10 protein-coding genes are annotated in these 12,950 nt (G+C 72.9%); 5 read left to right on the forward strand and 5 right to left on the reverse strand.

Features of this window, described 5'->3' with window-relative positions; all coding sequences use genetic code 11:
• The first annotated feature begins 35 nt into the window (after positions 1 to 35).
• Positions 36 to 1,187 carry a dihydrodipicolinate synthase family protein gene (locus AB0B86_RS01165; RefSeq protein ID WP_357409810.1) on the forward strand — a complete coding sequence of 384 codons (1,152 nt, stop codon included), beginning with the start codon at positions 36 to 38 and terminating at the stop codon, positions 1,185 to 1,187.
• Positions 1,188 to 1,255: 68 nt separating this feature from the next.
• The gene (locus AB0B86_RS01170; RefSeq protein WP_357409823.1) at positions 1,256 to 2,020 is read left to right on the forward strand and encodes a sugar phosphate isomerase/epimerase family protein; all 765 of its coding nucleotides are present in this window, start codon (positions 1,256 to 1,258) and stop codon (positions 2,018 to 2,020) included.
• An 87-nt stretch (positions 2,021 to 2,107) separates the two neighbouring features.
• On the opposite strand, the gene AB0B86_RS01175 is transcribed toward AB0B86_RS01170, so the two are convergent.
• Positions 2,108 to 2,452, reverse strand: coding sequence for a cupin domain-containing protein (locus tag AB0B86_RS01175; protein ID WP_357409812.1), 345 nt, complete (start codon positions 2,450 to 2,452; stop codon positions 2,108 to 2,110).
• A gap of 319 nt (positions 2,453 to 2,771) precedes the next feature.
• On the opposite strand from AB0B86_RS01175, the gene AB0B86_RS01180 reads away from it, so the two are divergent.
• The gene (locus AB0B86_RS01180) at positions 2,772 to 5,852 is read left to right on the forward strand and encodes a S8 family serine peptidase (RefSeq protein WP_357414780.1); all 3,081 of its coding nucleotides are present in this window, start codon (positions 2,772 to 2,774) and stop codon (positions 5,850 to 5,852) included.
• A 114-nt stretch (positions 5,853 to 5,966) separates the two neighbouring features.
• Here the strand turns inward: AB0B86_RS01180 and AB0B86_RS01185 are convergent, their stop codons facing one another.
• Together AB0B86_RS01185 and AB0B86_RS01190 are read right to left on the reverse strand one after the other, a co-directional pair.
• Positions 5,967 to 6,359 carry a pyridoxamine 5'-phosphate oxidase family protein gene (locus AB0B86_RS01185; RefSeq protein WP_357414782.1) on the reverse strand — a complete coding sequence of 131 codons (393 nt, stop codon included), beginning with the start codon at positions 6,357 to 6,359 and terminating at the stop codon, positions 5,967 to 5,969.
• Positions 6,360 to 6,371: 12 nt separating this feature from the next.
• A complete protein-coding gene (locus AB0B86_RS01190; protein ID WP_357414784.1) occupies positions 6,372 to 7,349 on the reverse strand; it encodes a LysR family transcriptional regulator in 978 nt (325 codons plus the stop codon).
• Between the two features lie 122 nt (positions 7,350 to 7,471).
• On the opposite strand from AB0B86_RS01190, the gene AB0B86_RS01195 reads away from it, so the two are divergent.
• On the forward strand, positions 7,472 to 8,719 hold the full coding sequence (locus tag AB0B86_RS01195) for an MFS transporter (RefSeq protein WP_357414786.1): 1,248 nt from the start codon (positions 7,472 to 7,474) through the stop codon (positions 8,717 to 8,719).
• 31 nt (positions 8,720 to 8,750) lie between these two features.
• Here the strand turns inward: AB0B86_RS01195 and AB0B86_RS01200 are convergent, their stop codons facing one another.
• Both AB0B86_RS01200 and AB0B86_RS01205 read right to left on the reverse strand, forming a co-directional pair.
• Positions 8,751 to 9,653, reverse strand: coding sequence for a hypothetical protein (locus AB0B86_RS01200; RefSeq protein WP_357409446.1), 903 nt, complete (start codon positions 9,651 to 9,653; stop codon positions 8,751 to 8,753).
• The gene (locus AB0B86_RS01205) at positions 9,650 to 10,048 is read right to left on the reverse strand and encodes a hypothetical protein (protein ID WP_357414788.1); all 399 of its coding nucleotides are present in this window, start codon (positions 10,046 to 10,048) and stop codon (positions 9,650 to 9,652) included. The genes AB0B86_RS01200 and AB0B86_RS01205 overlap by 4 nt, the downstream gene beginning before the upstream one ends.
• A 73-nt stretch (positions 10,049 to 10,121) precedes the next feature.
• On the opposite strand from AB0B86_RS01205, the gene AB0B86_RS01210 reads away from it, so the two are divergent.
• Positions 10,122 to 12,920 (forward strand): CHAT domain-containing protein, encoded by a 2,799-nt coding sequence (locus AB0B86_RS01210; RefSeq protein ID WP_357414790.1) that lies wholly within the window; start codon positions 10,122 to 10,124, stop codon positions 12,918 to 12,920.
• Positions 12,921 to 12,950 lie beyond the last annotated feature (30 nt).

Below are 12,950 nucleotides of genomic sequence, written 5' to 3' on the forward strand. Positions count from 1 at the left end.
TGCGAGCCCCGCAGTCGCGAACGAAAGGTGGCTCGGTGAGCGTCGAGGTGGCGCTGCCGGGCGGGCGACGGCACCGGCTGGCCGGGGGCGGTGGGTTCGCCCGGCCGGACGCGCCGGCGCGGAGCCGGATCGCGTACGCCGCCGCGCACGTGGTCGCCGACCCGAACGCGGAGAACGTGCCGGGTGCCCCGGCGGCGGTGGACTGGACCAGCACGCTCGCGTTCCGCCGGCACCTGTGGTCGTACGGGCTGGGGGTCGCCGAGGCGATGGACACCGCCCAGCGGGGGATGGGGCTTGACTATCCGGCCACCCGGGAGCTGATCCGGCGCAGCGCCGCAGAGGCCCGCGCGGTGGGCGGGCGGATCGTCGCCGGGGTCGGTACGGATCAGCTGCCACCCGGGCCGGCGACCCTGTCGGCGATCACCGCCGCGTACACCGAGCAGCTCGGCGACGTCCGCGCGGCCGGCGCCCGGCCGGTGCTGATGTGCAGCCGGCACCTGGCCGCCGCCGCCCGCGGCCCGCAGGACTACCTCCGGGTGTACGACGAGCTGCTGACCGCCGCCGACGGGCCGGTGCTGCTGCACTGGCTGGGCCCGATGTTCGACAGGGCGTTGACCGGTTACTGGGGTGCTGTGGACCTGGACGTGGCCGCTGACACGGTCATCGAGCTGATCACGGCGCACGGGTCGAAGGTGGACGGGATCAAGGTGTCGTTGTTGGACGCCGGCCGGGAGGTCGCGCTGCGCCGCCGGTTGCCGGAAGGGGTGCGCCTCTACACCGGTGACGACTTCCACTACCCGGAGCTGATCCGGGGCGACGGGTCGGGTCACTCGGAGGCGCTGCTCGGGGTGTTCGCGGCCATCGCGCCGGCCGCCGCCGCCGCGTTGGCCGCCCTGGACCGGGGGGACCTGACGGCGTACGACGAGATCTTCGCGCCGACGGTGCCGCTGGCCCGGCACCTGTTCGCGGCGCCGACCTGGCACTACAAGACGGGGATCGTGTTCCTGGCCTGGCTGGCCGGGCACCAGGACAACTTCACAATGGTCGGTGGTGCCCAGTCCGGCCGGTCCGCAGCGCACCTGGCGACCCTGCTCGTCCTGGCCGACCGGGCCGGGTTGCTGCCCGACGCCGAGCTGGCCGCGGCCCGCGCCCGGTCCTTCTTCACTGTGGCGGGAGTGGCGCAGTGAGCGCCGGCCCATTATCGCGTGCCGGCGTCGAGCAGCTGCGCCGCTTCTCGTTCAACCAGGCCACCGCCATGCGCTGGCCGTTGCCGGAGGTGGTGGCCGGCTGTGTGGCGGCCGGGGTGCCGGGCATCGGGTTGTGGCGTGAGCCGGTCGCCGAGTACGGGCTGGCCCGTTCGGCGAAGCTGGTCCGCGACGCCGGCCTCACCGTCACCTCGCTGTGCCGGGGTGGCTTCTTCTCCGCCGACGACTGGCGCGTCGACAACCTGCGAGCCATCGAGGAGGCGGCCATCCTCGGTGCCCCGGAGTTGGTGCTGGTGTCCGGTGGGCTGCCGCCGGGCAGCCGGGACGTCGACGGCGCCCGTCGTCGGGTCGCCGACGCGATCGCTGAGCTGGCCCCGCACGCCGAGGCGGCCGGGGTGCGGCTGGCGATCGAGGCGCTGCACCCGATGTTCGCCGCCGACCGCTGCGTGATCGCCACCCTGGGTCAGGCGCTGGACATCGCCGAGCGGTTCGACCCGTCGGTGGTCGGCGTGGTCGTGGACGCGTACCACGTCTGGTGGGACGACACGGTGTACGCGCAGATCGCCCGGGCCGGCGAGTGGATCGCCGCGTTCCAGGTCTGCGACTGGGTGACGCCGCTGCCGCAGGGGGTGCTGCTCGGCCGGGCGTTGCCCGGTGACGGCTGCATCGAGCTGCGTCGGCTGCGCGAGGCGGTGGACGCGGCCGGGTACGCCGGCCCGATCGAGGTGGAGGTCTTCTCCGCCGAGGTGTGGGCGCGTCCGGGCGCGGAGGTGCTGGACGCGGCGATCACCGGCTACCTGCGCCACGTTGTCTGAGCCTGCCGAACGGAGTGGGCCAGCTGCGGTCGGCGGACGGCGGTGGGCAGGGAGACGCCGACCGTCGGGCGGGCGACCTCGACCGCCCTACTCGGCTGGCCCACCCGGGGCGCGCGAGCCGTACGCCGGGCCGAACACCACAAGCAACGCCAGGTCCTCGGTCACCTCGTCGAACCGGTGCTCCTCGCCAGCCGGCACGAAGATCACCGAACCCGGGCCGACCTCGGCCGCGCCGTCCGGGGTCACGATCCGGGCCCGCCCGGTGGTGACCACGTAGATCTCGTCCTCGGTGTGCGGGCGCTGACCGTCCCGACCGCCCGCCGGGATGCAGTACGTCCCCACCGACAGGTCCGGCACTCTCAGCTGTTCGACCCAGTCGCTGGTGGTCCCGGCGGGTGCGGTCCACCGGCCCGCGCCTTCGATGATCAGCATGGCGGAAGCCTAGTGCCGCATCGGCGGTCGGCAAACCGTCGGCGGCCCGGGTTCGTTGGCGCACTGCCGTCGACCGGCGGGCGGGCCCGCCGCGGGGGAGGTGCCGGCGCGGGCCGCCAGGGGTTCCCGCCCTGCTCCGGGCGGCATCGGCAAAACATGATCTAGGCGCGGCCGACAGAACGTGATCTTATACGCACCAGCGATCCGTAACACCGTGCAAACCATCGATTAACCGTCGGCGGCTTAGGTGGGGGAGCGCTCCCATGAGCGGATCGTGATCGAGGAACAGCTCCACAAGGGAGCCATCGAAAGGAGCCTCGTGGCTACAGGCACGAGCGGAAAAAGGCTGCGACGACTAGCGATACCGACGCTTGTCGTAGCGCTGATCACCGGCACCACCGGGGTCGCGGGATCGGCGTCGGCAGCCCCCGCAGGGGCGGCGGGCAACGGCAGCGGCAGCGGCGGCTACTTCACCGCCGGGCAGGACAAGAAGGTCACCCTGACCGACGGGGCCGACCGTCGACCCGACGGCCGGAACGCAGCAGCCCAACGGGGTACGGCCGACGCGACAGGTGCGGGCATGTACGTCGTCGAGCTGGTTGAGGACCCGCTCACCGCGTACGCCGGCGGGGTGTCCGGGCTGGCGCGGACCCGTCCGGAGGCGGGCCACCGACTGGACGTGACGTCGGCACCCTCGCGGGCCTACCGGGGACACCTCGACGCGCAGCGTACGGCCGTCGCGGCCGCCGCCGGGGTCACCGTCAACGCGGTATACACCACCGCCTTCAACGGATTCTCCGCGAAGCTGACCGCCGAGCAGGCGGCCACCCTGCGGGCGGACAAGCGCGTCCGCGCGGTGACCGCCTCGCGGGCCCTCGGCACCAGGACACCGCCGCCCTCGGCGCCGTCGACAGCGCCGACTCCCGGTGCTCCGGCCGCCACCGCCCCGGCCGCCCCGGAGCGCAAGCCGGCGGGAGGTCCCGCCGGCAAGCCGGCCACACCCGGCCCCGGTACCGGCGCGGGCATGGTGATCGGTGTCCTGGACACCGGCATCTGGCCGGAGAGCGCGTCGTTCGCCAAGACGATGCCGGCTCCCTCGACCTGGCACGGCACCTGCCAGACCGGTGTCGCCTTCGTGGCCGAGCACTGCAACGGCAAGATCGTCGGCGCGCGGTACTTCGCTGACAGCTGGCTCGCGGGCGGCGGTTCCGTGCCCGAGGGCGAGGTCCTGTCGCCCCGCGACATGTCCGGGCACGGCACGCACACCGCCTCCACGGCGGCCGGTCTGCCGATCCCGAACGTCACAATCGACGGTCGGCGCTTCGGCCCCGTCTCCGGGGTGGCGCCGGACGCCCAGATCGCCGTCTACAAGGTGCTCTGGAGCGGCATGGGCTACGACGCCGACATCATCGCCGGCATCGACGCCGCCGTCGCCGACGGCGTGCAGGTCCTGAACTTCTCGATCGGCAGCGACCTCGGCGACTGGGAGGCCAACACCCCGATCGGCATCGCCTTCCTCAACGCCACACTGGCCGGAGTCTTCGTGGCGGCGTCCGCCGGCAACACCGGCATCGTGAGCGGGGCGATCAGCAACGCGGCGCCGTGGGTGACCACTGTCGGCGCGGCGGTGACCAACCTCGACGAGGCGACGGTCAAGCTCGGTGACGGCACGAAGCTCGTGGGCGGGTCGCTCGACGCGCTGCCCGGTGGTGACGCGCGGCCGATGGTCTTCGGCGAGCAGGCCGGGTCACCGGATCTGGGTGCGGTCTACTGCGAGCCGGGCAGCCTCGACCCCGCCAAGATCAAGGGCAAGGTGGTCGCCTGCGCGCTGTCCGACATGTTCGGTTCGGCCGCCGAGATCAAGGCCAAGGGCGGCGCGGCGATGGTGGTGTTCGAGCCGACCGGCAACTACCGGATCTACTCGATCTTCAACTTCCCGGTCGTCTACCTGCCGACCGAGAAGCAGGCCGGCACGCTGTTCAACTACCTGATGCGCCACCCGACCGACGCGCGGGTGTCCCTGCGCAGCGGCGGTGACGGCTCCAGCGTCCCCGGCGTGCCAAGCGTCGCGGACTTCTCCTCCACCGGCCCGGACAAGGTGACCCTCGGCGTGCTGAAGCCGGACCTGGTCGCGCCGGGTTCGGACATCATCGCCGCGGTCTCCCCGGCGGGCAACTTCGGGCGGAACTACGACGCGTACTCCGGCACCTCGATGGCCTCGCCGTACGTGGCCGGCGCGGCGGCGGTGCTGCGTGCCGCGCACCCGGACTGGTCGCCGGGTGCGGTCGCCTCGGCGCTGCGGACCACCGCGACCGACACTGTCGGCACCAGCAGCCCGCTCGACCAGGGCAGTGGTTTCATCAACCTGGCCGGCGCCACCGACCCCGGCCTGGTCATCCAGCCGACGGCGGCGGACCTGGTCGCGTTCAGCGAGACGGCCGTGCCGGACGGCAAGGAACTCAACCTGCCGGCCATCTCGTTGCGTGAGTACGACGGGACCCGCCCGGTGACCCTCACCCGCACCCTGACCAACGTGGGTAAGGCGAAGGAGACCTACCACTCCTCGGTGTCCGGTCTGCCCGGCATGAAGGTCACCGTGACGCCGGCGTCGGTGACGTTGGCACCCGGCAGGTCCGCGACGGTGACCATCACGTTGCGCCGGGTCAGTGCGCCCTGGGACCGGTACGTGACCGGTTCGATCGGCTGGCGCGGCAAGGCACACAGCGCCCGCATCCCGGTCGCCGCCCGGCCGTGGGGGATCATGCCCCGGCCGTACGGTGACGACGGGGAGGAGTTCGGCCGGATGACAAACGGTGCGTTCGGCTCGATCCAGCCGGGCTTCACCGGGGCGCTCGCCGGTCGCAGCACCGGTTACACGCCGATGCAGCGCTCGTCGCACTCGATGCCGGCCGGCGTCTACGGCGGCGTGTTCGACCCGGCCGCCACCGGGGTGAAGAAGTTCGAGCTCACGGTGCCGACGAACACCGCCGGCATCATCGTCGAAGCCGACACCGACGACCCGAACACGAACCTGGACCTCTACCTGTACAAGGGCGACACCCTGATCTACAGCAGTGACAGGTACTGGACCAGCACGGAGCAGGCGTACAAGTTCCTGCCCGAGCCGGGGCGCTACACCGCGTACGTGTTCGCGCAGTTCCCCGGCGCGCCGGTCGTCGACTTCCAGTTCGGTCACGCGATCATCGGGCGGGACGCGAAGTATTCGGCCGCCACGCTGACGCTGCCGTCCGGGGCGGAGCGCGGTGCGACGCAGGGATTCACGCTCAAGCCGAACAAGCCGCTGCCCGAGGGCGACTTCTGGTCGTACACGGAGTTGAACACCAACGGCACTGTCATCCCCGGAAACCTCGTCTACACCCAGCAGAGCGCCTGGGAGTAGCAGGCACCAACGGGTGGGGGGCGGTGCCGGCCGGCACCGCCCCCCACCACCTGTCCACCATCTCCCGCCCACGCCTGGACCCGCACCGGCACGATGGTGTGCGCGAAGGCCCGCCTACTGGGCCGTGCCGGCAAGCAGCCACCGCCGGACGGGGATCTCCAGAAGCACCCGGCCGTCTCCCCGGCTGACATCCCACCCGCCGTACTTGCTCGCGAACGTGGTGACGATCGCGTCCGGGAACGCGCTGTGCACCTGGGCGACGCCCTCGGCCACGACCGGCGCGTCGCCGCCCTCCAGGGCCAGGGACACCCGGGGGTCAGCCAGGATATTGCCGACCTTGACACTGCGGCTGTCGCAGCCGATCCACCAGGTCCCGGTGGCGTAGACGAACCAGACCGGCGTCAGGTGCGGGGAACCGTCGCGCCGCACCGTACAGAGCCAGACGTTGCGCTCCCGCGACAGGCGGAGGGCGACGTCGCTCGGCGGAGCGGGGGCGGGTCCGGTCATCCGCCAAGTGGATCACAACGGCTCGGCGAGGGCGCCGCGGCCCGGCGGAGCCGCGTCCACAGCCGCCGGGGCCCAGGACGGGCGCCAGGTCTCCGCCGGGAGCGGGGTCAGGCTCGCCAGGTGGTCGATGATCGCCCGCAGGTCGGGGTGCGGGTTCGCCCGGGGGAGGACGAGCGACAACGGGTACGCGAGCGTCGGACGCCCGATCGGGATGCGGCGCAGGTCGTGGTTCGCCGGCCAGAGGTACCTGTCGCGCGAGCCGACGAGGGTGGCCACGTCGGCGGAGTCCGCGAGGACGTCGAGCAGAACCTCGTCGCCGAAGTGCGGCCCCGCCGCGTCGATGCGGAGGTCGAAGTCGGTGGCGAGCTGGTCGTAGAAGTCCGCCCACTCGCTGCGCGCCCTGATGCCCGGCACCCAGATCCGATGACCGCGCAGCCGCGCCGGGGTCAGTGCTCGTGCGGCCGCCAGCGGGTGCCGCGGGCCGACGAGGAGTTCCAGCGGGGAGTCGAACGCGTGGATCATCCGTAGGCCGCGCGGCAGGGCGGCCACGTCGGTGACCGAGCGGAACGAGGCGTCGATGTGGCCGGCCTGGACCGCCGCGGCGGCCTCGCGCGGGTCGTCGACCCGCAGGGTCACCACGTCGAGGTTGGTTTCCGGATGCGACAGCCAGTAGTCGTGCAGGACGACGGCCTGCGCGGATCGCAGGCCCAGCACGTCGATCCGCAGGGCCCGCGAGCCCGGTCTGATCGCGGCGACGGCACTGTCGACACCGGCGACGACGTCCCGGGCGTGCGGGAGGAGGGCCTGGCCGTCGAGCGTCAGCTCGACCCCGCGGGCGGTACGGGTGAACAACCGCACGTCGAGTTCCCGTTCGAGGGCCGCGATCCGCTTGGACACGGCCTGTTGCGTCACGCCCAGCTCGTCGGCGGCCTGTTGCAGCTGCCCCAGCTCCGCCGCCCGGACGAACGACCGCACCGCCTCGGTATCCACCTGTGGATTATGCCCAGCCACAACCGGTGGTTGTGACTCGCCCGGATGCCTGTTGTTTGATCCTCCGGCGGCTCGTGCGGTGGGATGCCCCGACCGCGACGTCGGCTGTCAGGGGGAGGCGCATGCGTACCCGGTTGGGGCCGGATTTCGGTCGGCTGTGGTCGGCCTACGGGGTCAGCGCCTACGGCACGTGGCTCGCCTTCGGCGCGTTTGCGCTGCTCGCGGTGCGGGTGCTGGACTCGTCGGCGTTCGCCGTGTCGCTGCTGGAGGCGGCCGGGCCGGCCGTCGCGGCGATCGTCGCCGTCGCGCTCGGGCCGTGGGTCGAGCACCGGGCCAAGCGCCCGGTGATGATCGGGATGGACCTGGTCCGGTTCGCCGCGATGGTGAGTGTGCCGATCGCGTACGCCCTCGGCGTGCTGTCCTACGGCCAACTGCTGGTTGTCTCGGTTGTCTCCGGGACGGCGAGCATCGCGTTCACCGCCGCGTCCGGCGCGTACCTGAAGCATCTCGTCCGAGGCGAGCACCTGCTGGTGGCGAACGGAAGGTTCGAGGGCACGACCTGGACGGCGACAGCGGTCGGCCCGCCCCTCGGCGGTGCGCTCGTCGGGTTGCTCGGCCCGGTCGTCACGGTCCTGGCCGACGCGCTGAGCTACCTGCTGTCCGCGTTCGCGGTGCTGCGTATCCGGGGCGGCGATGTCGCCTCGCCCCGCGACGGGGTCACCCGGCTGCGCCCCGCCGACCTGTCGCACGGGTGGCGACTCATCCTCGGCGACCGCGTGCTGCGGGGCCTGTTCCTCAACTCGGTGCTGGTCGGCGGCCTCATCATGGCCACCGCCCCGCTGCTGGCCGTCCTCCTGCTCGGCGAGTACCACCTCCCGGCCTGGCAGTACGGTCTCGCCTTCGGCATCCCGGCGCTCGGCGGGTTCGTCGGTGCCCGGCTGTCCGCCCGGCTCGCGCACCGGTACGGCCGGCACCGGGTCATGATCGTCTCCGGGTGGCTGCGATCGGTGTTCCCACTCGGTCTCGCGTTCGTCAGTCCCGGCGTCCCCGGGCTCCTCACCGTGATCATCGTCGAGGGCCTGCTGATCACCTGCATGGGCATCTTCAACCCGGTCCACGCGACCGAACGCCTGCAACGGACCCCGGTGTCGCACACCGCCCGGGTGCTGAGCACCTGGAGCGCCAGCAGCAGACTCCTGCAGGCCGTCCTGACGGTGAGCTGGGGCGCGCTCGCCGCCGGCACCAGCCCGCTGGCCGCGATCACCGTCGCCGGCGTACTCCTGCTCGCCACCCCGCTGCTGCTGCCCCGGCGGTCACAGTGGGCGAGCCCGGAGCCGGTCCCGCCGGCCGACGGCGTCCGGGTCGGGTGACCCACCCGGCGCGGCGGACCGGTCGCCCGGATCACCGGTCCTTGCGGAGCAGGACCGTCACCGCCGCGCCGTCGGCCGTGCCGAAGGTGCCCTCGGTGGGATGTCCCAGCGCCGCGCCGAGGGCGCGCACGTGCAGGTCGACCACCGCCTCCACCAGGTCGGCAAGTACCGACACGGTGCCGCGGCCCTGTCGCCAACCCGCCAGGCACAGGCCGAGGCCGATGACCAGCGCAGGCCACCACAGCAGGCCGAGCGTCAGGTACAGCAGCCCCCAGCCCACCCGTCGGGCGGCGGCGGTGAAGTCGGCCTGCGCCAGGGCGAGCGGGTCCCGGGCCTCCTCGGGCAGCAGCAACCACAGTCGGGGCCAGGCCGCGGCCAGGTCCAGGCCGTAGCAGGCCCGCACCCGTACCGCCGTGGCGAGCATGCGGTCACCGATCCAGGTCGGCCGGTCCGGCTCGGTCACCGCGATCCGGTCGCAGGCGCGGGCGAGCGCCTGGGTGTCCGGCAGCGGTCCGGTGGCGCCGTCGCCAGACCGCAACCGGCGTGCCTTGTCCCGCAGGGCCTGCTCGTAGCGGTCCACGGCGGCGTGCCAGCGGCGCCGCCGCCGACGGGCCACGACCTCGCCGGCCCGGCCCCAGTCCTGCGTCCACAGGGTCACGACCAGGCGTTGCAGGCTCTCCGCGGCCGTCGCGGCGACGACGCTGGCCAGCACGACACCGAGCACGATCAGCAGCGCGGAGCCGGTGCTCCGGGTCGGCGTCCCGAGGATGATCCGGTCCAGCTCCTGCCGCAGCAGCCGCAGGTCCCACCAGTGGGCGTGGCCGAGCCGCACCGCCGCGGCGTACACCGCCACGAACACCACACCGGGCAGCGCCAGCCCGGCGAGCCACCGCTCCGCCAGCTTGCCGCCGAGCGAGGCGATCACCGCGTTCACGGGTCCATCCGAAACGTCGTCAGCGGGCAGTCCCACACGGCGCAGCGCGGCGGGTCGGCGTCCGGCCGGGGGATCTCCACCCGGTCGCACAGATCACCGGGGCACACCTGGACCACCTCCGGGCGGCGGCCGTGGATGCCGGCCAGGGGCAGGTAGCGGTGTCCCCGGACGATCGGGTCACCACCGACCAGCCCGCCGACCCGCATCAACTCGGTCACCTCGGCGAACACCGCGTCCACGCCCTGGTCGGACCGCTGACGGTCGCGCAGTCGGGCCAGGGCCTGGGCCGGTGCCGGCCCGAGCAGGTCGCCCACCTGCGCGATGTCGGCGCAGATCCGGGCCAGCCGGGCCGCCCGGTCGTCGTCGAGTCGCCTGTCCGGCACCGAGTGACTCATCGGTTGATTATCTCCTGTCGATGTCGGCGCGCGGCTGGCAGGCTGGGGGCAACCGCGAGGGGAGGGTGCGCCAGTGAGTCGCTTTGCGAGGGACGCCGTCGACCACTGGCGTCGTGTCGCGGCCGGGCAGCGGCGCGGGGACCGGCGGTGGGCCGAGGCCCAGGTGGAGCTGGGGGCCGCGCTGCTCGACAGGTACGACGCGGACCGGGCGCGGGAGGGCCTGATCGAGGCCACCGTCGTGCTGGAGGCCGCGATCCGCACGATGGCCGACTCCTTCCTGGCTGAGGAGTTGGGTACGGCGCACGGTCTGCGCGCGCTGGCCACGTACACCGATGTGCTGCTGGCCAGAGCCCGGATCGAGAGTGAGCCCCAGCTGCTGGACATCGCCGAGCAGTATCTGCGGTTCGCGGAGGACACCTCTGCCGACCTCGGCAACAGCGCGGTGCTGATGCTCAAGACCTGCCAGGTCTATCGGGTCCGGCACGACTTCGACGGCTCGGTCGACACGCTCTACCGGCTCACGGCCATCGCCACGATGGCCGAGCAGTGGATCAGCGAGGAGCAGCGGCCCGCGTTGCGAGGCATCCACGCGGAGGCGCTGTTGCGCGCCTACCAGCTCACCGGGGTGGAGGACTACGTCGACGAGGCGCTGGAGCTGCTGTCCCCGGTGGACACCGTCGGGCCCGACCAGGACCAGATCGTCGTGCTGCGAGCCAGGTGCCTGCTGGCCAGGGCGACCGGGACCACCCACACCGCCGATGTCGAACGGGCCGTCGCGCTGCTGCGGGAACACACCCCGCAGAGCTACGAGCCGCGTTTCCTGCTCGGGCAGACGTTGCTCACCCTGGTCGACCGCACCGGCCGCGCCGAGTTGCTCGGCCAGGCCTGGGAGGAGTTCGCCGCAGCGCTGAGCACCGTCGGAGAGCGGCACCCGCACCATCGGATGGCGCTCGCCAGCCTCTCCACCGTCGGCATGAAGACGCACCAGCTGACGGGTGACGTCTCTGCCCTGGAGGTCGCGATCGGCCTGCTACGCCGGGCGCTCGCGCTGTCCGTACGCGGCGAGGCCAACCATGCGTTGTACCTGGACCAGTTGGGCTACAGCCTCCGGCTGCTCTACGACGCCACCGGGGAGCCCGCCTATCTGGAAGAGGCTCTCGTCCTGCTGCGCGGAGCGCTGGACGCGCTGCCCGCGCGCGATCCGCGGCGTGTCGAGACCGGGTTGTCCATCGCCCAGGCGTTGCGGGCCACCTACCTGCGTACCGGCGAGAAAGCCCTGCTGACCGAGGCCACCGAGCAGGCGCTCGCCGCCGGGCGCATCGACTCCGGCGCGGTGCCGGTCCGGATCCAGGCCTTCGACAAGGCGGCCTACACGCTTACCGCGCTGGGTCGATGGAAGGAAGCGACGGATGCCTTCGACGAGGCCATCACGCTGCTGCCCCGGCTGGCCTCCCGGGGCCGTACCCGGCACGACCAGTACGCCGACCTCGGCTCGACGGCCGGGTTGGCGGCGACGGCCGCCTCCTGCGCGATCGGCGCCGGGCAGCCGGAGCGCGCTCTGGAGCTGCTGGAACGTGGTCGGGGCCTGCTGCTGCACCAGCGGTTGACGGCGGACGGCGAGTGGGCGGCACTGCAACGCGCCGACGGGCGTCTGGCGGCCGACTTCCAGCGGATGCGTCGGGACTTCGAAGCGCCCGTCCCCGAGTCCCCCCGACCCACCACCTTCGGCCGGGACCGGGAGACCGAGTGGAACGTGCTGCTGGCAACGATCCGGGAGTTGCCCGGCCTCGGTGGTTTTCTGCGCCCACCAAGCGCCCGGCAGCTGCTCGACCAGGTCGACCGGACCGTGATCGTGCCGATCGCGAGCGAGTTGCGCTGCGACGCGCTCATCCTGCGGGAGCACCGCGTGACGGTGCTGCCGCTACCGGATCTGTCGCTTGCCGACGCGATGACGCACCTGCGGCTGCTCCAGGAGGCCACCACCACCGCGTCCGACCCGGCGGCGGACGCCCGCAGCCGACTGCGCGCCCAGTCGGTGCTCACCGGCGTACTGGAATGGTTGTGGCAGGTCCTCGTCGGGCCGGTGCTGGACCGGGTCGACGCGCCCGGGGCAGCCGGCGAGTTGCCCCGCGTCTGGTGGTGCCCGGTCGGCCCGCTGGCGTTCTTCCCCCTGCACGCCGCCCAGGCCGGGGCCGGCCGGTCCGCCCTCGACCGGGTGGTCTCCTCCTACACGCCGACGGTGACAGCGCTCGCCCGCAAACCCACCGACCCGCGGCCGTCCCGGCCCGACGCCCGCTCCTGCGTCGTGGCGATGCGCGCCACCCCCGGCGGCCCGGGAGCGCTGCCCAGCGCCGAACGCGAGGCTGCGTCGGCGTCGGCAGCGCTACCCGGAGCGTGGCTCGGGCTGGACACGACGGCCACCCGGCAGCAGGTCCTGGACCGGTTGTCCGGCTCGGCGTACGCGCACTTCGCCTGCCACGCGGTGGCCGATCCGCACGACCCGGCGCAGGGCCGGCTGCTGGTGCACGACCACCAGGACAGCCCACTCACCGTGGCTGACGTGTCCCGGCTCGACCTGGACGCGGAGTTCGCCTTCCTGGCGGCCTGCGCGACCGCCCAGGCCCCGCTGACCCTTGTCGACGAGTCGCTGCACATCACCGGTGCCTTCCAGCTCGCCGGGTTCCGGCACGTCATCGGCACCCTGTGGGAGATCGACGACGCGGTCTCCCTCGCCCTGACCACCGCCTTCTACGCGCACGGCGACCCGACCGGCGCCCCGGCGTACGCGCTGCACTCGGCAGTGCGGGCGCTACGGGACCGCTACCCGGTGGCACCGACGCTGTGGGCGGCGCACATCCACACCGGCGGCTGACCGTCGCCCGCCGGCGTCGCCGCCCGGTCG

Source organism: Micromonospora sp. NPDC049047, assembly GCF_040649135.1.
Taxonomy (GTDB): domain Bacteria; phylum Actinomycetota; class Actinomycetes; order Mycobacteriales; family Micromonosporaceae; genus Micromonospora.